Source organism: Aeromonas sp. SCS5 (assembly GCF_001887375.1).
In the GTDB taxonomy this organism is placed as follows: domain Bacteria; phylum Pseudomonadota; class Gammaproteobacteria; order Enterobacterales; family Aeromonadaceae; genus Aeromonas; species Aeromonas jandaei.
The window spans coordinates 18,632-38,169 of record NZ_LFCS01000007.1; the positions used below are offsets into that span (position 1 = coordinate 18,632).

Genomic DNA, 19,538 nt, shown 5'->3' on the forward strand with positions numbered 1-19,538 from the left:
CTCTGCAATCGATGCTTGTTGTTATCCGGCCGCGCTCTGCCCCCGGTTCTCCAGCCGCTGGCGGAAGGCGCGAGCGAGGCGCTCGTAGAGGTCCTTTGCCTCTCTGTCCTCAATATCGCCACGTATCCAGGGATTGTCGATGATTTCCAGCAGCACGCAGTCGCGCCCCTGCTGGCGCAGGTCGACCCCGAACAGGCCGTTGCCGAGCTGATGAACGGCGCGGCGGGCAGTTTGCAGCACCCGTTCTGGCACTTCGTTCAGTGGCAGCGCCTCGATCCGGCTCATGTCGAGAGGGTGCTTGCGGCGGCGGATGCGGTTGCCGGGCTCGGGGCGGAAACGGCGGCAGGCAAACAGCGGCGAGCCATCGAGAAAGCCGATGCGCCAGTCGAACTCGGCGGGGATCCGGCTCTGCACCAGCAGCAGGGCGGAGCGGGCCAGCCCCTCGTCCAGCAGGCGAGCCAGCTGCTGCTCGTCGCTGGCCATGGCCAGATCCCGCCCCTGTGCGCCGTCGGGCACCTTCACCATCAGCGGCAGGCCGAGCCGCTGCACCAGCTCGTCAACGTGGTGGCGGCCACGGCGGGTCACCACCATGGTGGGCGGCATGGGCACGCCGCTACGCACCATCAGCTCGTAGAGATAGAGCTTGTTGCTGCAGGCGAGGATGGCGCGGGAGCTGTCGATCACCGGCATCTTGAGCTGCTCGGCGCGGCGGGCAAATTCGAAGGTGTAGTGGCCGACCGCCGTCTCGGAGCGTAGCCAGAGGGTATCGAACTCCGGCAGCCGCTCGATGGCTGACGGCGCCAGGATCTCGGCCCGGATCCCCTGCGCTGCGGCCGCTTTGATAAAGCGCTCCAGCGCCACTGCATCGCTGCTGGCGCGGCCGTCGTTGGGGTCGACCAGAATGGCGAGCTGGTAGAGCGGCGCCGCCTGCTCCTCGTCGCCGGTGCCCACCAGTGCCTGGGCGTGGTGCAGCATCAACTCTTTCTCGCTCGTGCTCAGTTCCAGCGGTGACAGGCTCTGCTGCTGGCGCACCGACCAGCCGTGGCGGCCGCGCTTGAGGGTCAGCTCTTGCAGCGGCAGCTGGCTCAGGCCGTAGTAGTAGCGGGCCAGCCCCGCCAGCTCGCTCTGTTCGCACTGGCCGAAAATGGCGCGTACCCGGATTCGGTCCTCGCTCTGCTGGGCCAGCCAGCCCTGCAATTTTCGCCACAGCTTGGCCGGTGGCTGCTGGGGTTGCAGCTGGCTGATGGCCTGTAAACCCGGTAGACAGTGGTGGCCGCGGGCCTGGGCCAGCAGTGAGCAGTAGTAGCCGGCACTGAGGTGTTCCAGATTGCGGCAGAGGTTGATGATGCGGGGGCGGCCGCCGGTGGTGGGCACTCCGTGTTGCAGGTAGGTGCGGGCGGTCAGCAGATAATCGGCATGGCAGGGCCAGTCGCCCAGCTCTTCGACGATGACGTAGGTACTCATATTTTCGGCTCCACAGATGAAACTGCCTTAAGCGGCAGGATCCCCAGTGGGCTTCGATGCACCGACAAGCACGACAATGGCGCGAGGGGAAACAAGAGGTTACAGTGCCTAATATTCTGCCTTGGTAACTTGTGATACAAGTCGCATTTTTGGTGCTGAGGATAAATAACCGCACAAGGACTCCCCGTGTTGACCGTCCGCGCCGCCCGACCCAGCGATCTGGGCGCCATCGTTAAACTGGAACGCTACTGTTTTCCTCCCGAGGTCGCCTTTGGCCGCAGTCGCTGGCACTATCTGCTCGCCCAGGCCAGAGGCCGCACCCTGCTGGTGCTGGATGAGAAGGAGCAGCTGATGGGCTATCTCTGCCTGCTGGAGCACAAGGGGTGGGATCGCCTCATCGTGCAGACCCTCGCCATCCGCTGGACCATCCGTCGTCAGGGCTGGGCGCGGCGCCTGCTGGAGCAGGTGATCCGCGAAGGGCAGAAGGCTGGCTGGGGGGCGATCCGGCTGGAGGTCGGCGATGCCAACGCCGAGGCGCTGGCGCTCTACCTGGGGCTGGGGTTCAAAGCCACCCAGCGGCTGTCCGACTACTATGGCCCGGGTCAGCATGCCCATCGGCTGGTGCTGAAGCTGGCCGGGGAGAGGAGAGAAGAGGAGAGGGGATGAGCTGCGACAACTGTCTTGCCACCGCCATCAGGGCCAAGCTGGGGCGCTGCCCGGTCTGCGCCGGCCAGACCTTTGCCGTCGGCATGGTCGGCTGGCTGGTATGGTGGTGGTGTGGCGCCGACACCTCGGTCAACGCCCTCACCGGCTTGCTGTTTGCGCTGGGTGGCTCGGCCCTCTTGCTGCTCCATCTGGCGGTATTTGTCTGGCGCAAGGCGACCGGACGTGAATTGAGCGATGAATAAATCAGATTGGTTTCAACAACATAAATAACAATATCGGTTGAGATAATGGAGGTTCAGATGATAGCAATGGTAACGGGCGCCTCGTCCGGTTTTGGGGAGTCCATCAGCCGCCAGCTGGTGCAGGCGGGCTACAAGGTGATCGGTACCGGTCGCCGCGCCGAGCGGCTCGCTGCGCTGGCTGACGAGCTGGGCGAGCAGTTCCTGCCGCTGGCGTTCGACGTGCAGGACAAGGCGGCCACCCGCGCCGCCATCGCCGCTCTGCCAGCCGAGTGGAGCGAGGTGGATCTGCTGGTCAACAACGCAGGTCTGGCGCTGGGGCTGGAGCCGGCCCACAAGGCGGATCTGGAAGATTGGGAGCAGATGATCGCCACCAACATCAGCGGTCTGACCCTGCTCACCCGACTGCTGCTGCCGGGCATGGTGGCGCGCAATCGCGGTCACGTCATCAACATCGGCTCCATCGCCGGCACCTACCCCTATCCGGGCGGCAACGTCTACGGCGCCACCAAGGCGTTCGTGAAGCAGTTCAGCCTCAACCTGCGCGCCGATCTGGCGGGCACCGCCATCCGCGTCACCAACGTGGAGCCGGGCCTGTGTGGCGGCACCGAGTTCTCCAACGTGCGCTTCCACGGTGACGATGCCAAGGCGGCCTCCGTCTATCAGGGTGTGGAGGCGATCCTGCCGGACGATATCGCCAATACCGTGCTCTGGATCAGCCAGCAGCCCGCCCACGTCAACATCAATAGCATCGAGATCATGCCGGTGGCTCAGACCTTCGGCCCGCTCAATATCAGCCGCCGCTGATTGCAGATTTTGATGAAGCCAGCTTGATGAAATGAACAGAGGCACCCCGGGGTGCCTCTGTTCATGCTGTTCTATCAACCGAGCCGGTTACAGGCTCATGATCTTCTTGAACTCCTCCTCCGAGTATTTCTTCTCACTGCTTTTGGTCAGATCCGTCATCAGCTTGTAGCGCAGCGTTTTGGCCATCTGATAGGTCTGCTCCAACTGGCCATAGGAGTAGTCGGCGGCCAGCCCGATGGCGGTAGCCTTGTCGCTGGCGTAGGCCTGCTTCAGGCTCTGGTCGAGCAGTGCTACCTCCTTGTAAAGCTTGCTGCTCTCCTTGCTCCAGACGCCGCGCAGCAGCGGCAGGTACTTGTCCGGATCAGCGCTGGCCAGCGTGGTCAGGCTGCGGAACTGCCAGTAGGCGGAATCATCGGAGTAGCTGTCGCTACCGGTGCGATAGGGCAGGGGGTAGGATTCCAGCGTGTTGTAGAGCGGCACCATCACAGATTCGGCCAGCACGCCGTAGCTCTGCCAGATCAATCCCTGCAGCTCTTTGGGCATCTCCTTGCGCAGCTGGATGACGTGGGATTCCAGCTGGCGATCGATGCGGATCGGCCGCTCCGCCTTGCCCGCCAGCGGCGTGCCCTCATAGGTGGCGCTCAGCAGTTTGGCTACGTCCGGCACGGCGATAGGGGCATCCGGCTTCATAAAGAGCGGATATTGCGCCTGCCGGGTCGGCTGCGGGTGGCTGGCAGTCAGCATTTTCTGGCCGAGCCACTCCCGATCCACGTTGTAGGGGTCAGCGATGACCCCGAACGCCTTGGCGAAGTTGAACTCTTTCGGATCGGCGTTATCCAGCAGTTTGTGTTCGCGTACAAACTCCAGCAGCTTGGGTGAGTGCAGCACATCGGCGCTGTCGAGATTGACGCCGTGGATCCGCAGGCCGTTGGCCACCATGGCGTAGCTGTCGTCCGGCACCCGCACTGCGATCCAGTGGTGGCCGGAGCCAATCTCCATCAGCCAGGCCTCGTTCACATCCGCCAGATAGAGGCTGTTGCCCTCACCGGCGCCATATTGCTCTACATAGCGGCCAAGCAGCTCGACCCCCTCTTTGGCCGTCCTGGCCTGCGGCAGGATCAGGGTGGGGATGATGGCTTCAATCACTCCCTTCTCGATCAGCGGATCGGCTTTCTGGGCCTTGTCGTTGATCTCGGCACTGGTGGTGGCCGAAATGGCGACGTTGAACTCGTTGATGCCGCGCTCCTCGTAATACTTGCCGTCCGGGTCGCTGGCTGTGGCATCCCAGTCACGAATGGCTGAGTAGGCGAAAAACGCCTTTGGCATCGGCACCTCCAGCCCGTTGCCCAGCTTCCAGACCTTGCCCTCGTTCTGCTGGGCGGGCCGGAAGGCCAGGTACTTGTTCCAGTTGTTGACGCCAAAATCCTCGTTTCTGGCGATCATCACGCTGCCATCGGCACTGGCGCCCTTGCCGACGATGAGGCCGGTACAGGCGTCGGCACTGGTGCCAAGCAGGGTGAGCAGGGTGGCGGAGAGAAGACTCAAAGTGTGTTTTTTCATCGTTATGCCCGAAAGGTTGCGGTGAGTGAGAGTCAGACGAGGGGATGAGGTGTGGGGAGGCTGCAACTCCGAACTGGCAGCGGAGCAAGCACGGCAGATTGGTCTGCCTGTTATTGGGTTTACGAACAGATCATCCATGACACGGCTGGCTGGTTGTTATGTGCGCCAAAATTGTATGCCTCGCTGGTTGTTTGTTTTGTGATCGACGGAGCGTTCCTGCGGTTTATAGGGTGCAGTGTTTTTGAGGCAGCGGTATGTGTCGGAAATCGGGGTAAAAGCAGCGGATGAGTCATGATTCTGACGCTGCGTCGGGGCTGTAACCGCTACCAGGCTTGCCAGAGCGGGGATCTCACCCAATCTGACAAGTTGGCCTGTAACTTGCTGGTTTTATTGTCAAAGGTGGGGCCAGACCCCATACCGCCGCATTCAGTCGGCCCGCTCCGGCGGGTCGGCACACAGAACGGGAGTCTTCATGGATATCAAACCCTACAGCCAGCAGCTTGCCCAGAGCGCCTCCAACAACCGCGCCCTCGCCACCCTAAACAGTGCCAGTAGCGGTGGTCAGGGTGGTGGCTGGGAGGAGATGGTCAGCCTCTCCACCCAGCGCATGACCGGTCAGGCCCAGCAGGTGCTCACCTATGAACATCTGGCCAAGAACAGCAAGTTGCCGCCGGCGCTCGACATGAACTCCGACAAGGGGGGCGTGGTGCAACAGCTGGTGGACAAGGCGCTCGGGTTTGATCGCAAGAAATTCAACGAGATAGAAGACAAACTCAAGGCTATTGCCGACAACAAGAAGCTGACGCCGGAAGAGCGGGCTGAGCAGAGCAAGCCGCTCAACGAGCAGAAAGATGCGATGCTGAAAGAGGCAATGGATCGCCTGACCGGCAAGAAGAGCTCATCCAAAGATGAGGCCAAAACCGCCTGATCCCGTCACTGTTGTGTGAGATACCCGGTCGGCACAGATGGGCCAGTGTCGACCGCCGATGGGCAAGCTTCTGCCACCTCTTTTGACCTCACCTCCCCACAGGCGCACAATGTCCGCGCATTGAGCCAGTCGAGGAGTCCGCCGTGTACAACTTCCAATATGCCAATCCGACCCGCATCTGTTTCGGCGAGGGGCAGATCGCCAGCCTGCCCGAACTGATCCCGCCCGGCTGCCGGCTGCTGGTACTCTACGGCGGTGGCAGCATCAAGCAGAACGGGGTGTATGAGCAGCTGACCCGGGCGCTGGAGGGGGTGACGTGGCAGGAGTTTTCCGGCATCGGCGCCAACCCCAGATTCGAGCTGTTGATGGAGGCGGTGGCGCAGGTGAAGCGCGAGCGCATCGACTTCCTGCTGGCGGTCGGTGGCGGCTCGGTAGTCGATGGCACCAAGTTTGTCGCGGCGGCAGCCTGCTACGAGGGGGATGATCCCTGGGATATCTGCGGCAAGCAGGCGAGCGTGCACAAGGCGCTGCCGATGGGCTGCGTGCTGACCCTGCCGGCGACCGGCTCAGAGAGCAATCCCACCTCGGTGGTGAGCCGGAGAGATGTGAAGATCTCCTTCAGAAGCCCGCTGGTGCAGCCGCAGTTTGCGGTGCTCGACCCGACCACCACCTACAGCCTGCCGCCGTGCCAGATCGGCAACGGGGTGGTGGATGCCTTCGTCCATATCGCCGAGCAGTACCTCACCTTCCCGGTGGGGGGCGAGGTGCAGGACAGACTGGCGGAGGGGCTGTTGCAGGTGTTGGTGGAAAACGGCCCCAAGGCGCTGGCGGAGCCAACCAACTATCAGGTGCGGGCCAATCTGATGTGGGCGGCCAGTCTGGCGCTCAACGGCCTTATCGGTTGCGGGGTGCCGCAGGATTGGGCCTCCCACGCCATTGGCCATCAGCTGACGGCGCTTTACGGGCTCGACCACGGCCAGAGTCTGGCGGTGGTGCTTCCCGCCCTGCTGCGGGAGCGGGCAGCGCAGAAGCAGGAGAAGCTGGCCCAGTTTGCCGAGCGGGTGTGGCACTCCAGCCGCGAGGATTATGCCCTGCGCATCGAAGAGGCGATCATCCGTACCGAACAGTTCTTCCAGCAGATGGGGCTAGGCACCCGCCTCTCTGACTATGGCCTCAGCGAAAGTTGCATTCCGGCGGTCTGCTCCAATCTCAAGCGGGTCGGGCGTACCGCACTCGGGGAGCAGCAGGATATCGACCCGGATCAGGTAGCGCGGATCCTCGCCCAGGCGCTTTGAACGGCCAGAAGGGACGATCGGAGGTTTGCTCTCACTCCTCTGCCTGAGTGGCAGGCGTCAGCGCCAAACAAGATTGTTGCAAGAAAAGCTGACTATAAAATTTTTCTGTTGCGCTAGTGAGATAATCGCGCGACCACGCCAGCGGCTTGTTTCATCAGTGCTGGCAAATCCCGCTGGCCGATCTTCCGGTCAATTCTTGCTGACCAGAGGTTATCCCCGGCAATAACAAGGGCCGCTTGCTGCGGCCCTTGGTGTATCTGGCAGATCTGTTACTCGGTGCGTGCCTTGAGGTAGCCGGCGTAGTCCGGGATCTGCACGCTGAACGCCTGCCGCATATGGGGGCTGTCCATGATGAAGTCGGCGGTCGCTTCGTTGGTGGCAACCGGGATGTTCCACACCGCAGCCAGTCGCAGCAGCGCCTTCACATCCGGGTCGTGGGGCACCGCATTGAGGGGATCCCAGAAGAAGATCAGCACGTCGATCTTCCCTTCGGCAATCAGGGCGCCAAGCTGCTGGTCGCCACCCATGGGGCCGGAGAAAAGGCAGGTGATGGGCAACTCGGCCTTTTTGCCGAGCATGGTGCCGGTGGTGCCGGTGGCATAGAGGTGGTGCAGCTTGAGCTCCTCCTTGCGGCGCATGACCCAGTTCAGCAGAGGGGTTTTCATGTTGTCGTGAGCGACCAGTGCCACCCGCTTGTGGGGTGCCATCTCGCGTGCAATCTGTTCCATGAAGGTATCCGTAGCATTGTGATTGGAATTGAGCCGTATCCTAATCGAAAGCCATGACAGATGCTGTGTCGGGCGTATTAACTGTGATCCTGCCGGAAAGTTTTCGGGCAATGGTGGCCCAAATGAAGAGACCCGCCAGCAGCGGGTCTCTTCATTTGAGTTCTTTGGCGGGTCAGGAGCCGTGGTGCAGCTGTGCCTGCTGGTAGTTCTCCAGCCCGATGCGATCGATGAGATCGAGCTGGGTCTCCAGCCAGTCCACATGCTCCTCCTCATCTTCCAGGATCTCCTGAAACAGGTCGCGGCTGATGTAATCCTGCACCGACTCGGCGTAGGCGATGGCCACTTTCAGGTCGGGAATGGCATCCATCTCCAGCGAAAGGTCGCAGCGCAGCATCTCTTCGACGGTCTCGCCGATACGCAGCTTGCCGAGATCCTGCAGGTTGGGCAGCCCTTCGAGAAACAGCACCCGCTTGACCAGCTCGTCGGCGTGCTTCATCTCGTCGATGGATTCGTGGTACTCCTTGTGCCCGAGCGCCTTGAGGCCCCAGTCATCGTAGATGCGGGCGTGCAGGAAGTATTGGTTGATGGCTATCAGCTCATTGGCCAGCACCTTGTTGAGGTGGGCAATGATCTTGGGGTCTCCTTTCATCGACAGTGCTCCTTGGTTCGTGCCTGAGGTGGCAATCATCAGAGCTTAGTCGAGAAACATGACGACTTCGGGATGGCGGCGGATCAGGCCACTTCGTAGTAGAGCGGGGTTTGCTCCTGCTCCAGCTTGTCGAGTTCGGCGGCGATGATCTCCATGGTCATGCGCACGCACTTGCCGCACTGGGCGCCCACCTCGAGCGACTGCTTGAGCTGGCGGAACTCGCTGCTACCTGACTGCACCGCCTTGCGGATCTGGGTATCTGTGATGCCGCGGCACAAACAGACGTACATGGTGGATTACCTCATATGAAATTGAGTGAAATCTAAATGAGAGTGGTTCGCAATGCAAATAACCATTGGTAATAAGATCCCCCGCTTGCCACTTGTCACCCCCTTGGGGAGAATGCCCTGATACAGAGGGAACCATCATGCTCAAGAAACTGTTCAGCGCCCTGTTCGGGGGCGAGCCAGCCAAGGCTGCGGAAGTCACTCCCACCGAATATGCCGGCTATCTCATCTATCCGGAACCCATGGCCGAAGGTGGCCAGTATCGGCTGGCAGGCCGCATCACCAAAGAGGTGGACGGCGTGCTGCAAACCCACCGCTTTATCCGCTCCGATCTGTTTGCCAATCCGGCCGATGCCGAGCGCTTCATGGTGCAGAAGGCCCACACCTTTATCGATCAGATGGGGGATCGCATGTTCGAGCCCCGCAAACCGGCTGACAGCCAGGCTTCATGACCCCGCCTGAGCTCAACAGCCTGCGCGAGGCGCTGGCCCGCGCCGGTGAGCGACGCCTGATCTGGCTGGAGGGGGAGGAGGCCGACTGCATTGCCCGCGCCCAATCCCTGCTCGGCGAGACCGTCTTCTGGCTGGGGGAGGGGCCCGAGTGTTATGCCCCGCAACCCGCAGCCAAGGCACTGCAGCGGCTCGGTCAGGAGTGCGACACGCTGGTGTTCAACGCCTTCAGCGGCTTTCATCCCGACGCCTTCGGGGCGCTGGCAGGCACTCTGCGCGCTGGCGGCTTGCTGTTGCTGCTAACGCCGCCCAGAGCACAGTGGCCTTCATGGCCGGATCCTGATCGGATTCGGCTGGTGGCCCAGCCGGAGGATGCCGGTCGGGCCGGTCACGGCTTTATCGCCCGCCTGGTGCGGTTGCTGGCGGGGGATCCTGCCCGCTCGCTGGAGCCGCCGGTTTGCTCGCAGCCTTGGCAACCACTTGGGCCCGAGCGCAGGCTGAGCTGCGATCAGACACGGGCACTGCCCGCCATCCACAAGGTGTTGCACGGTCATCGCCGCCGGCCGCTGGTGCTGAGTGCCGACCGGGGTCGTGGCAAGAGTGCGCTGCTGGGGCTGGCTGCCGCCGAGCTGCTGCGCCAGCAACCCGGGCTGAACATAGTGGTAACGGCCCCCTCACAGGCGACGGTGGCGACCCTGTTTGCCCACGCCGCTCGCGGGTTAGATACTACGTCGGAACAGCTGATCGGGCTGAGCTACTGCTCGCCGGATCGGCTGGTGCACGAGGCGATGAATCCCGATCTGCTGCTTGTGGATGAGGCTGCCGCCATTCCGACCCCGCTGCTCGAGGCCATGCTGGCCCGCCACAGCCGCATTGTGTTTGCCACCACCGAGCACGGTTACGAGGGGACGGGGCGCGGTTTCCACCTGCGCTTCAAGCGGGTGCTCGATAGCCAGACCCCGGAGTGGCAGGAGATCCACCTCTCTGAGCCCATTCGCTGGAGTGAGCGTGATCCGCTGGAGCCGCTGATCTTCCGTCTGCTGGGGCTTGATGCCGAGGTGGCAACTCCCTTGCCGCCGACCAGCCCGAGCTGGCGTCTGATCAGTCAGGAGGCGCTGGCAAGCGACGAATCGCTGCTCAACCAGCTGTTTGGCTTGCTGGTGCTGGCCCACTACCAGACCACGCCGAGCGATCTCAGATCCCTGCTGGAGAGCCCGGATCTCGACATCCATCTGCTGGAGCAGGATGCGAGCCTGCTGGGTGTGGCCTTGGTTGCGCGGGAAGGGGAAATCGAACCTGAACTGGCCGAGGCGATCTGGGCCGGGCGCCGCCGCCCACGCGGCCATCTGCTGCCCCAGTCGCTGCTGGCTCACGCCGGGTTCAAAACGGCGGGGGCGCGCAGTTACGCCCGGGTGATGCGCATCGCCATCCATCCCGAGCTGCATCGCCACGGGCTGGGCTCGCTGCTGCTTGGCAAGCTTGAGGAGCACTATCGCCAGGCTGGGATCGATTACCTCGGCTCTGCCTTTTCGGCCAGCGCCGACCTGCTCCCCTTCTGGCGCAAGGCCGGGCTGGTGGTGCTGCGCATCGGCCTGCAGCGGGATGCCGCCAGCGGCTGTCACGCTGCCCTGCTGTTAAAAGCCCTTAAACCCGAGCATGCGCCTGAGCTGGCCCGGTGGCAGCAGCGTTTTGTACGCCAGCTGCCGACCTTGCTGGCGGGCGAGCTGAACGTGTTGGAGCCTGAGCTGATATGGCAATGCCTGCAAGGTTCTACCGTCACCACGCCGGAGCTTGGCGAGTTTGAGCGCGATGAGGTTGAGTGTTTTGCCCTGCATCACAAGCCCTTCGAATTGTGCCAATCCAGCTTGCAGCAGTGGCTGGCGCGTCATCTGGCTGTGCTGGCTGCGCTGACCCCAGCCGAGCGCCAGCTGCTGATCGCTACCATTTGGCAATACGCAGACTGGGGCGCGCTGGCCGCGAAGTTGCAGCTGGCGGGCAAGCCAGCCGTTATCAAGGCGTTGCGGGCACTGCTGGCGCGTCTCCTGACCTCCCCTACCACTCGATAGGTTTGCCCTGCCAGTCGAGAAAGCTCAGTTCGCCGTCCGGTTGCAGCCGGTTCATCAGGTTAATCAGATGGCCGGCTACCAGCTCGGGACTCTGCACATTTCCCGCCGGTACGTTGGCGTGAAACGGGCTGGAGAGTGGGGTATCCACGGTGCCGGGATGGAAGGCCAGCAATTTGACACCGAGGGCTCGCCGGGCCAGCTCGATGGCAGCACACTTGAGCAGCATGTTGAGGGCGGCCTTGGATGCGCGATAGCCATACCAGCCGCCCGCCCGGTTGTCGCCAATGCTGCCGACCCGGGCGCTGATAACGGCCAGAGAGCAAGGCTCGCGGCCAAACAACGGTAACAGCTGGCTGATCCAGCGCAGCGGCAGCAAGGCGTTGGTCTGGTAGAGACGGGTCATGGCATCAAGATTGAGTGCTTCCAGCCGCTTCTCCGGCTGAATCTCTCCCTGATGCAGGATGCCGTTGCATATCACTACCCGATGGGGTCTCGGTGCCAACTCCGCGATACAGGCTACCGCAGCTACCATCTGCTCATCGCTGTAATCGCAACATAGCCAGTGCAGACCCGGCGATGAGAGGCCTGCAGGTGCGGGCTGACGACTGATGGCAATCACTGGCCCGACACCCGCCGCCAGCCAGTGTGCGACCAGCGCCGCCCCGATACCGCCAGAAGCGCCAATCACGACGACACCTTCACTCATCTCTGGCTCCTTATCAGCGCATGGATTTGTCCTGATTGGCAGATACGATCGTGCCAGCCTGCGGGATCAAGCGGTTAAGGCTGCAATCTTGCCGAGATCCGAGCCGCAGGGTGAATTCCATTCCTATACTGAGGGAAAACCGCAGCGGAGTGCTGCCTGCGCAACCAGAGCATGAGAGTCACCATGATGGCCAAAGACGGGGAAGAGCGTAAATCCATTCTGACCGAGAGCGGCACCAACGAGCTCGAGATCATCGAATTTCACCTCAAGAAGCAGCTGCCGGACGGGCGCGAGAAGATCGCCTACTACGGGATCAACGTCGCCAAGGTGCGTGAGGTGATCCGGGTGCCAGAAACCACCGACTACCCCAACGCCCAGCGCCATATGGTGGGGGTTTTCTCCCTGCGGGATCGCCTCATCCCGCTGGTGGATCTGGCGGGGTGGCTCGGCATCAAGACCAACCCAGACCCCAGCCACAAGGTGGTGATCGTCACCGACTTCAACAAGATGGCCAACGGCTTTCTGATCGATAGCGTCAGCCGGATTCACCGGGTCTCCTGGGAGGATGTGGAGTCCCCCAGCCAGTTTCTGGAGGCCGGGGAGAACGACTGCGTGGTGGCCGTGGTCAGGCGCGATGGCAACCTCATCATGATCCTCGACTTCGAGAAGATCATCGCCGACATCAACCCCGAGCTCAGCATGGAGAAGTACGACGTCACTCAGGATCGCAAGGTGATCATCGACGATCGCATGATGGCGCTGCGTCAGAGCAAAACCATTCTGGTGGTGGACGACTCGGCTTTTATCCGCAAGATGATCGAAACCACCCTGCGCACCGCCGGTTATAACGTGATCACGGCCAAGGATGGGGGAGAGGGTTTGGAGATGATGACTGATTTCGATCGTCTGGCCCAGGAGGAGAGGATGCCGGTGACCGGCTTCGTCAACGCGGTGATCACCGATGTGGAGATGCCGCGTATGGACGGTATGCACCTGCTCAAGCGGTTGCGGGAGACCCCCTCCTACAAGGAGATGCCCATCGTGATGTTCTCCTCGCTGATGAGCGATGACAACCGCCAGAAGGCGCTGCAACTGGGGGCGAACGATACCATCACCAAACCCGAGATTGGGCGGATGGTGGGGATGATGGATCACATGCTGCTGGGGATAGCACTCCCTTCGCCCGCCAACAATATCTGATAGCGGATTAGCCAAGAGAAAATGGCCACCTTATGGGGTGGCCGTTTTGCTTTGACTTGCTATCCGAAGGTCAGGCAGTTTTTTCCTGATCAAGCGTCACCCTCAGGAGGCAACGCTGGCACTGGCTGCTGAGGGGGCAACCGGCAGTTCGATAGCCGGTTTGGCCGGCTCTTCGGCAGGCTTGGGTGGCTTGATACAGGGCTGCTGGGTGCCGATGGTGCTTAGCGACAGGCAGGGGATCGGCAGACCGATATGGACTGGTTCGCCGAGAAACTTGGGCCCCTTGTCCAGCACGTAGAGATCGACCAGCCCCATCACCCGGGCAAACACCTCGCGGATCCGGGTACGGATGCCCTGATAGGCGCTGGGATCATCGGCGTTGAAGCCGACCGCATCGATGCCAAAGTGACGGGCAATAAAGATGGCCCGCTCGTTGTGAAAGCCCTGGGAGACCACGGTAAAGCGATCCTGACCGAATACCTCTTTGGCTCTGACCACAGAGTCGAGGGTGCGGAAGCCGGCGAAATCCATGTAGATGGCGGAGGCCGGGATCCCCGCCTTGATCAGGGCGCGCCGCATCTGGCGCGGTTCGTTGTACTGCAGGGTGGCGTTGTCGCCGGAGACCAGGATGTAGTCCACCTTGGCATTGTTGTAGAGCTCGGCCGCCGCCTTGATGCGGTATTTGAAGTAGTGGTTGGGGCCACCGCCCGAGAGGTATTTGGAGGTGCCCAGCACCACGGCAACCCGGTTGTATGGCACGTCGCTCACCTTGTCGAAGGTGTAGTGGCGTGCATCCGAGACGATCCACTCGCTATAGGCCAGCACCGAGGCAATCAGGGCCAGCAGTGACAGCAGGCAGGCGAGGAGGATCTTGGCAAACTTCTTCATGCGCGATGCGGTTTGGGTCTGAAATTGGGAATGGCTTCCGGCATTCTATTACAACTCGGCTGTTGGCGTCAGGCTTGATAGCAGTAGCTGGACGCATTGGGGCAGGGCTTGTCGCAGGAAATCACGGATATAAAGAGGGGCTGCGCTGGCAGCCCCTCGACGTTTTCAGGCCCGGGTCAGTGAGCCGAGTCATTGGCCTTGCAGGCTTCCGACTCCTTGTTGGCTTGCCACCAAGGCAGCAGATCCCGGCTCAGCCACTCCTGATAGGCTGCGCTGTCATTTGCGATCAGTTTGTCGAGCTCCGCCTCGAAGTCGCTCAGCGCCAGCTGCCGATCCGGATTGCGCAGTGCCTGCGCCATCGCCAGCCAGCTGGCATTGCGACCGGTATCGTTGAGGAAGCGGTGCACCGTGTAGGACCAGGAGTAGACCATCTCGCCCCCCTGGTCGTAATCAAGGTGCAGGATGGATGCCAGAGTCGGCCGCTGGTTGGCGGGGCGGTTGCTCACATTGTCCAGACCTCTGGCAAAGCACTTGCCATGGGCGATGTACTCCGCTACCCCCTCGGCCCACCAGGTGGTGCGATTGAGGGGATAGTGGCCAAAGCTGCCGTACTGGTTGAAGCGGCCGTCGAGATAGTGAACGTACTCGTGGCGCAGGTTCCACACCTGGAAGGCGGGGCGTTTCCACTCGGCCTCATAGGCAAAGAAGCGTGCCTGATTGCCGGGGCGAGCCGGATCCCCCTCGATGTAGATGCCGCCATTGTCGGTGGAGACGCCAAAGAGGGCGCCGCCGTACCGGCTCCAGTCGGCGGATGAGTTGAAGATCACCAGCTCCAGCGCCTCGTTGTGATCATCCGCCACCGGTTGTTCGCCGGTTTCCATCAGCTGGTGGAAATGCTGCTCTTCCTCACCCAGCTCGCGGCAGATCCCTTCAGCCTGAGCCTGGGTAAGATCTTGGGCGCGCAGGCGCAGGGTCGGTGAACAGGTGTGCTCGAATGGCAGGATATCCTCCATGCGGATTGGGGTGCAGAGCCCGGCAAACTCGCCGCTGACACAGGCTTCGCTGGTGCGATCCGTGTAGGTGAGGTAGTAGCTGGAGAGGGTAAGAGAGACCTCTTCCAGCAGGGCCGCGGGCTGGTTGCCTCCCGGAACCAGCCCGTGCTGGCGCATGATGGCGATGACATCGCGGTCGAGCTGCTGGCGATAGCTGTTTGCCTCGTCCGGTCTGGTGTAGCGCATCATCTGATAGAGGCGGCTGTGGGCATCGAGGATGTTGTTGAAGATAAACAGATCCCGCGAACCGTCACGCTGTTTCCAGAGTGCCAGCTCGCTCATGCCGAGCAGACGCAGGTTCTGGCGGATGGCTGTCTCCTGCGCCAGCATGGTGGCGGTGAAGTCCGCCTGCTGGCCATAGGATGCGCTCTGATCGACCAGATTGAGCAGTTCGAACAGCCCGTCAGCCCAGGGCTTGTGGCCATTGATCTGTGCCGCATGTTGCACGGCATAGCCGAGCGCCTGATTGAGCTGGGCCAGCATGGGGGCAGCGCTTTGCCGGAAGGCTTCCTGTCCCAGCTGTCCCTGGGCGGCCACGCTCCACGCTTCCAGCATGGTTCCGGCCTGATCCTGCGGTTCTGCGCCCAGCAGCAAGGGGTGGTTGAGCAGGTCAATCATGACGCCAGCCAGTGCGCGGGCGACCTGATCGCTCTCCTGCTTGATGCCGCCGTGATAGTTGTGGGCGCGCACATAGTAGAGCAGCTTGTCCATCGCCGGATGGGTCGGCTGATTGGCCGCCAGCAGGGCACGCATGCCACGCACCACCGCCATCAGCTTGGCATCGTCGTGACCATAGTCCGGCTGCCACGCGGGGCTGTTCTGCCCGCTCACATCGGCCACCAGCTTGGCGGCGTCGGCATCGAGCAGATCCGTATCGGGTTGCTCGGGCTCCGAGCAGGGGCGGCCGTTGGCGCGGCGACACTCCAGCTGCTCCTCCTTGCTATCAAGGATGATGGGGCGATTGAGTACCCTGCTCTCCTGCCACTCGTCGGTTTCCGGCAGCGGCTGCCACTCGCCCCCGGCGATCGAGTATTGGTAACCACTGTCCTTGAGGGTTACGGCGACGTTGCTGCCAGCCGGGATGACCTGACGGCAGATGCGATAGCGGATGGTGTTGGTTCCCTCCTTGCGCTCCTGCGGTTCGTCGCACTCCTGCTGTGGCGTGATCTGATCGAGCTGCCACTGATAACGGCGCCAGACGTGGATCTCGCTCACCTGAGCGGCCGCCTGAGAGCCGCTGTTCGGTTGCAGGCGGAAGAAGATCTGCTCCAGCCGGCCATCCCGTTCGCTGGGGCTCTCTTCCAGCACATGCAGTTGTAGCCAATCCTGTGGCTGGTAGTGCCACTCCGGCTCGGCGCAGCGCCCCTGTGCGTTGAGTTCACAGCGGTCCAGTTCGCGCTCGCTTTGCCCCAGGATCACCGCAGAGGGGAGTGGCAGGCGATCCTGGCGGGTGGCGGTCGGCGTGCCGGCCAGCTGCTCCCAGCGGCCCTGTTTCATGCCATAGCCGAAGTCATAGCTGCTGGCGGGGATCAGCTTGCCGGCCGGAACCCGATCTTCGCAGCGGACGAAGCGGATCTGCCAGCCGGATTCCACCCTGAGCTGGGGCTCGCCACACTGCTGCTCAGCGAGGGCCGCGAGGTCGCTCCCCTGCCAGTCAAAGCGGCGATAGACCCTGAGCTGCTGATAGGGAGCGCTGGTGCTGCGAGCCTTGAGCTCGTAGGTGATCTCGGTGATGCGTGCGGCGAGTTGCCGGCTCGACTCTCCGGTCAGCTGATACTGTTGCCAGTCGCTGGGGGTGTAGTTGGCCTGTGTTGAGGAGGCAAAAAGCAGAGGTGCTGCCAATAGCAGCCACCCGGAACCTGAACGATTCATTTTTATCCCTTGTTATTGTCTGCGTTGTAACCGACAGGCAATTTATAGGGATTCAAAAGAATATCAATTGCGATTTAAAAAAGATAAAAATCAATAAGATGTGCTTTATTTTTCGGGCGGGTGGTATGAGGGCGCTTCAGCAGTAGTAAAGGCTCACATGAGACATTCTCATGTATGGAGTGAAATCACGAAAATGGGAGAAACATCACATTCGGTTGCTGAGGCCAGGTCTGTTGACTGAATTAACCACCGCTCTCTCATCCCGGCGTTGGCCGGTTTTAGAGAGCGGCAGACCCGTTGTTAGCCGCAAATCCAGCGACACACCTCTAATGCCGCGAAGGGCCCTCAGAGATAGCTGACAGTCACAATGGTCATGCTGCCACTATCAGCAACTTTATAGCTGATGGTGTTGCTGAGGAGATGGGTTTGACCACTTTGCCACAGTTTATTCAAAGCCATGCTTTGCTGGCTGGCGCCTGAATAGCAGGTCACGCTGCTGTCAGAAAAATTGCAGGGGGTCTCATAGATGGTTCCACTGAAAGTGACAGTGCCATCGTATGCAGATGCAGCCATTGGCATCAGCGATGTGCCAACAAGCAACGCAGAACAAATTGACAATGCGGATTTACGAGCTAAGCGGGAGAGGATGTGTTGAGCTTTCATTTCAATGTCCTTTTCGTCACTGGGTGGTACGAAAAGGGCAACGCAATATGAAGAAGATGCACACAAACAACGACATCAATCTTCTCAGATGGCGGCTCCGCTGTCTTAGGCATGGTAACCCTTAGACCGGTGGCTTTGCGTCCCGACCTTTCGATCGGTTTGCCCTTTACTCTATGTGTAGATGATAACACCCCACTTTGTGAAATCAATCATCCTAAAAAAGTCTGGGATATCAGTCACACATCGTTTGTATTGAGTGCTATGACCATAGTAAATGACTCCCATTCATCCAGACCAAATAGGTTATTCGGTTCATTTTTCGTAACAGGTATTAATGTTTTTTATTTTATAAAAATAACTTGCCATACCCTGAATATATAAAATGATAGATTACCTGATTACCTGATTACCTGATTACCTGATTACCTGATTGGTGGTGGTTCGCAAGGTTGGTGATAACTATTACCAAATAACTTGAAGTTATTTTTGTTTTGCTTTTGTTGTGTGCTTGTTAACCGCTTTAAATTCATGGCCTGACAATATTGAAATAGATGTCTCTTATATGAACTTTATTTATTTCATGAGATTTCCTTATGTTGTGTGGTCGCCATAACCATTTGTTTTAATTGTGTTTATAAAAAAATTTATACAAATCAAAATGTATTTGATGTGCATCAAACGAGTCGTTAATTTGCTCGTCAAGCAAAAGCGGAATGCGGCTTTCTACACAGGAAAAAAGGATGTATGTAGCTGTGCGGTTCAGGGGTAGCGGGAACTACCCCTGATGCGGCGTGCTGCTTTTGCTTATTTAAATAAACCTGAAAAGGCACAGTTTATTATTGGCATGACCTCTCATCGGCTTAATGAGGGGCGAGCACCAACAGTTGCTGTGCAGTATATCGCCGCATCACTAAATATCGTGACTCCAGCATGATGTGAGTGATGCAGTACAACACACGTTAATGTAGGTATAAACGAATGAAAGCTAATAAGATTCTGGTTGCTATGGGTGTTGGTTCCATGCTGCTGTGCGGCTCCGCTTTTGCTGCTGGCGGCGCTGGTTCAGGTAAAGTCACCTTTAACGGTGAAATCATCAACGCCCCTTGCTCTGTAGCCCCTGAGTCTGTTGACCAGGTAGTTGAAATGGGTCAGATCAGCACTAAAGAGCTGGCCAATGGTGGTGAGTCCAGCTCCAAGCCGTTCAGCATCAAGCTGCTGAACTGTGAAATCTCCGACAAGGATGATGCCGTCAAGGTGACCTTCAGCGGTGCCAAAGACCCGGTAGATTCCACCCTGCTGGTTATCGGTGGTGGTGACGCCGCTGGTGCCGGTATCAAGATGACCGCTCCGGGCGGTGCTCCGATTGTTCTGGGTGCCCCGACAGCCGCCTTCGGTCTGGTAAACGGTAACAACGAGCTGCCCTTCAGCGCCGTGCTGAAAGGTTATGCAAGCCAAGACACCAATCCGCTGAAAGCTGGCGCTTTCACTGCAGTGACCAACTTTACTCTCTCTTACGAGTAATAGAGTGCCTTAACGTGTGACAAGGGTTGTGGTGGTGTGAGCCACCACAACTTCACACATTCTGTTTCCTCACATCGAACCTTGATCATGAAAACTTCAATGATGGCAGCCATAGCGCTGCAGCTGGTGATGATGGCGGGATCAGTCCACGCCAATCAACTCACGGATGGACTGGCCGAATCGGGCTGTACGCTTGAGGTGCTGCGCAGCATTCCGCTGCAGGCTCAGCAACCAGGCACGCTGAAAATCAGCGGCTGTCAGGTTGAAGGGGCGACAGAGGCATTACTGCCTTTTATTTCCATGTCCGTGCGCGGTGCCATGAGCGATGAGCTGGGCATTCTCAACAACGGCCAATATCACAAGGTATCCGGCGAGCGTTTTATTGTTTCGGATATCGTCAACAGTGATCTGGAATTCAATTTGGGGCTAACCAGCAGTCAACTGTTTTTTCCGGACAGTACGACGCTGTTGGAACTCAATTATATGTAAGCAAGCCAA

18 protein-coding genes, 1 pseudogene and 1 riboswitch are annotated in these 19,538 nt (G+C 60.0%); of the genes and pseudogenes, 10 read left to right on the plus strand and 9 right to left on the minus strand.

What is annotated here, in order from left to right; genetic code table 11:
* Window positions 1–21: 21 nt before the first annotated feature.
* Window positions 22–1,464 (minus strand): RimK family protein, encoded by a 1,443-nt coding sequence (locus tag BS300_RS09955; RefSeq protein WP_071912468.1) that lies wholly within the window; start codon window positions 1,462–1,464, stop codon window positions 22–24.
* Window positions 1,465–1,650: 186 nt separating this feature from the next.
* On the opposite strand from BS300_RS09955, the gene BS300_RS09960 reads away from it, so the two are divergent.
* The 3 genes from BS300_RS09960 to BS300_RS09970 are packed head-to-tail and all read left to right on the plus strand — an operon-like array spanning window position 1,651 to window position 3,176.
* The gene (locus BS300_RS09960; protein WP_071912470.1) at window positions 1,651–2,130 is read left to right on the plus strand and encodes an N-acetyltransferase; all 480 of its coding nucleotides are present in this window, start codon (window positions 1,651–1,653) and stop codon (window positions 2,128–2,130) included.
* Window positions 2,127–2,372, plus strand: coding sequence for a DUF3624 domain-containing protein (locus tag BS300_RS09965; RefSeq protein ID WP_071912472.1), 246 nt, complete (start codon window positions 2,127–2,129; stop codon window positions 2,370–2,372). The genes BS300_RS09960 and BS300_RS09965 overlap by 4 nt, the downstream gene beginning before the upstream one ends.
* A 57-nt stretch (window positions 2,373–2,429) precedes the next feature.
* Window positions 2,430–3,176, plus strand: a complete 747-nt coding sequence (locus BS300_RS09970; protein ID WP_071912474.1) for an SDR family oxidoreductase — start codon at window positions 2,430–2,432, stop codon at window positions 3,174–3,176.
* Between the two features lie 87 nt (window positions 3,177–3,263).
* Here BS300_RS09970 and BS300_RS09975 read toward each other — a convergent pair whose 3' ends face one another.
* Entirely contained in the window at window positions 3,264–4,736 is a 1,473-nt protein-coding gene (locus tag BS300_RS09975) for a C69 family dipeptidase (RefSeq protein ID WP_071912476.1), read from the minus strand.
* A 472-nt stretch (window positions 4,737–5,208) separates the two neighbouring features.
* On the opposite strand from BS300_RS09975, the gene BS300_RS09980 reads away from it, so the two are divergent.
* Both BS300_RS09980 and BS300_RS09985 read left to right on the plus strand, forming a co-directional pair.
* On the plus strand, window positions 5,209–5,664 hold the full coding sequence (locus BS300_RS09980) for a hypothetical protein (protein WP_071912478.1): 456 nt from the start codon (window positions 5,209–5,211) through the stop codon (window positions 5,662–5,664).
* A gap of 143 nt (window positions 5,665–5,807) precedes the next feature.
* Complete coding sequence (locus BS300_RS09985) at window positions 5,808–6,959, plus strand: iron-containing alcohol dehydrogenase (RefSeq protein ID WP_071912479.1); 1,152 nt, start codon at window positions 5,808–5,810, stop codon at window positions 6,957–6,959.
* A 269-nt stretch (window positions 6,960–7,228) separates the two neighbouring features.
* Here the strand turns inward: BS300_RS09985 and BS300_RS09990 are convergent, their stop codons facing one another.
* From BS300_RS09990 to BS300_RS10000, 3 genes are all read right to left on the minus strand, one after another.
* Window positions 7,229–7,687, minus strand: coding sequence for a methylglyoxal synthase (locus BS300_RS09990; protein ID WP_033115561.1), 459 nt, complete (start codon window positions 7,685–7,687; stop codon window positions 7,229–7,231).
* 172 nt (window positions 7,688–7,859) lie between these two features.
* The gene (gene bfr, locus BS300_RS09995) at window positions 7,860–8,336 is read right to left on the minus strand and encodes a bacterioferritin (RefSeq protein WP_033115562.1); all 477 of its coding nucleotides are present in this window, start codon (window positions 8,334–8,336) and stop codon (window positions 7,860–7,862) included.
* An 83-nt stretch (window positions 8,337–8,419) separates the two neighbouring features.
* A complete protein-coding gene (locus tag BS300_RS10000; RefSeq protein ID WP_071912481.1) occupies window positions 8,420–8,626 on the minus strand; it encodes a bacterioferritin-associated ferredoxin in 207 nt (68 codons plus the stop codon).
* Window positions 8,627–8,763: 137 nt separating this feature from the next.
* On the opposite strand from BS300_RS10000, the gene BS300_RS10005 reads away from it, so the two are divergent.
* Both BS300_RS10005 and BS300_RS10010 read left to right on the plus strand, forming a co-directional pair.
* Window positions 8,764–9,075, plus strand: coding sequence for an HlyU family transcriptional regulator (locus BS300_RS10005; protein WP_033115564.1), 312 nt, complete (start codon window positions 8,764–8,766; stop codon window positions 9,073–9,075).
* Window positions 9,072–11,138, plus strand: coding sequence for a GNAT family N-acetyltransferase (locus BS300_RS10010; RefSeq protein ID WP_071912483.1), 2,067 nt, complete (start codon window positions 9,072–9,074; stop codon window positions 11,136–11,138). The genes BS300_RS10005 and BS300_RS10010 overlap by 4 nt, the downstream gene beginning before the upstream one ends.
* On the opposite strand, the gene BS300_RS10015 is transcribed toward BS300_RS10010, so the two are convergent.
* On the minus strand, window positions 11,125–11,844 hold the full coding sequence (locus tag BS300_RS10015; RefSeq protein ID WP_071912485.1) for an SDR family NAD(P)-dependent oxidoreductase: 720 nt from the start codon (window positions 11,842–11,844) through the stop codon (window positions 11,125–11,127). The two genes, BS300_RS10010 and BS300_RS10015, sit on opposite strands and share 14 nt — an antisense overlap.
* Before the next feature lie 183 nt (window positions 11,845–12,027).
* Between BS300_RS10015 and BS300_RS10020 the strand changes: the two genes are divergently transcribed.
* Entirely contained in the window at window positions 12,028–13,044 is a 1,017-nt protein-coding gene (locus BS300_RS10020) for a chemotaxis protein (RefSeq protein ID WP_041209293.1), read from the plus strand.
* Window positions 13,045–13,149: 105 nt separating this feature from the next.
* Here BS300_RS10020 and BS300_RS10025 read toward each other — a convergent pair.
* The 3 genes and pseudogenes from BS300_RS10025 to BS300_RS10035 form a co-directional block, all read right to left on the minus strand.
* Window positions 13,150–13,932, minus strand: a pseudogene (locus BS300_RS10025) (ElyC/SanA/YdcF family protein); the annotation flags it as partial.
* 176 nt (window positions 13,933–14,108) lie between these two features.
* Window positions 14,109–16,856 (minus strand): collagenase, encoded by a 2,748-nt coding sequence (locus tag BS300_RS10030; RefSeq protein WP_071912487.1) that lies wholly within the window; start codon window positions 16,854–16,856, stop codon window positions 14,109–14,111.
* A 345-nt stretch (window positions 16,857–17,201) separates the two neighbouring features.
* Window positions 17,202–17,519 carry a type 1 fimbrial protein gene (locus BS300_RS10035; protein WP_071912489.1) on the minus strand — a complete coding sequence of 106 codons (318 nt, stop codon included), beginning with the start codon at window positions 17,517–17,519 and terminating at the stop codon, window positions 17,202–17,204.
* 87 nt (window positions 17,520–17,606) lie between these two features.
* A riboswitch (cyclic di-GMP riboswitch) is annotated at window positions 17,607–17,693 on the minus strand.
* A gap of 804 nt (window positions 17,694–18,497) precedes the next feature.
* On the opposite strand from BS300_RS10035, the gene BS300_RS10040 reads away from it, so the two are divergent.
* Both BS300_RS10040 and BS300_RS10045 read left to right on the plus strand, forming a co-directional pair.
* Window positions 18,498–19,040 (plus strand): fimbrial protein, encoded by a 543-nt coding sequence (locus BS300_RS10040; RefSeq protein ID WP_043849572.1) that lies wholly within the window; start codon window positions 18,498–18,500, stop codon window positions 19,038–19,040.
* A gap of 99 nt (window positions 19,041–19,139) precedes the next feature.
* Window positions 19,140–19,529, plus strand: coding sequence for a hypothetical protein (locus tag BS300_RS10045; protein ID WP_071912491.1), 390 nt, complete (start codon window positions 19,140–19,142; stop codon window positions 19,527–19,529).
* The last annotated feature ends 9 nt before the right edge of the window (window positions 19,530–19,538 follow it).

What these genes read in the sequence shown, in the direction of transcription:
- BS300_RS09955 (WP_071912468.1), bottom strand. Translation starts at nt 1,464, where the DNA reads ATGAGTACCTACGTCATCGTCGAAGAGCTGGGCGACTGGCCCTGCCAT.
- BS300_RS09965 (WP_071912472.1), top strand. Translation starts at nt 2,127, where the DNA reads ATGAGCTGCGACAACTGTCTTGCCACCGCCATCAGGGCCAAGCTGGGG.
- BS300_RS09970 (WP_071912474.1), top strand. Translation starts at nt 2,430, where the DNA reads ATGATAGCAATGGTAACGGGCGCCTCGTCCGGTTTTGGGGAGTCCATC.
- BS300_RS09975 (WP_071912476.1), bottom strand. Translation starts at nt 4,736, where the DNA reads ATGAAAAAACACACTTTGAGTCTTCTCTCCGCCACCCTGCTCACCCTG.
- BS300_RS09980 (WP_071912478.1), top strand. Translation starts at nt 5,209, where the DNA reads ATGGATATCAAACCCTACAGCCAGCAGCTTGCCCAGAGCGCCTCCAAC.
- BS300_RS09990 (WP_033115561.1), bottom strand. Translation starts at nt 7,687, where the DNA reads ATGGAACAGATTGCACGCGAGATGGCACCCCACAAGCGGGTGGCACTG.
- bfr (WP_033115562.1), bottom strand. Translation starts at nt 8,336, where the DNA reads ATGAAAGGAGACCCCAAGATCATTGCCCACCTCAACAAGGTGCTGGCC.
- BS300_RS10000 (WP_071912481.1), bottom strand. Translation starts at nt 8,626, where the DNA reads ATGTACGTCTGTTTGTGCCGCGGCATCACAGATACCCAGATCCGCAAG.
- BS300_RS10005 (WP_033115564.1), top strand. Translation starts at nt 8,764, where the DNA reads ATGCTCAAGAAACTGTTCAGCGCCCTGTTCGGGGGCGAGCCAGCCAAG.
- BS300_RS10010 (WP_071912483.1), top strand. Translation starts at nt 9,072, where the DNA reads ATGACCCCGCCTGAGCTCAACAGCCTGCGCGAGGCGCTGGCCCGCGCC.
- BS300_RS10015 (WP_071912485.1), bottom strand. Translation starts at nt 11,844, where the DNA reads ATGAGTGAAGGTGTCGTCGTGATTGGCGCTTCTGGCGGTATCGGGGCG.
- BS300_RS10020 (WP_041209293.1), top strand. Translation starts at nt 12,028, where the DNA reads ATGATGGCCAAAGACGGGGAAGAGCGTAAATCCATTCTGACCGAGAGC.
- BS300_RS10030 (WP_071912487.1), bottom strand. Translation starts at nt 16,856, where the DNA reads ATGAATCGTTCAGGTTCCGGGTGGCTGCTATTGGCAGCACCTCTGCTT.
- BS300_RS10035 (WP_071912489.1), bottom strand. Translation starts at nt 17,519, where the DNA reads ATGAAAGCTCAACACATCCTCTCCCGCTTAGCTCGTAAATCCGCATTG.
- BS300_RS10040 (WP_043849572.1), top strand. Translation starts at nt 18,498, where the DNA reads ATGAAAGCTAATAAGATTCTGGTTGCTATGGGTGTTGGTTCCATGCTG.
- BS300_RS10045 (WP_071912491.1), top strand. Translation starts at nt 19,140, where the DNA reads ATGATGGCAGCCATAGCGCTGCAGCTGGTGATGATGGCGGGATCAGTC.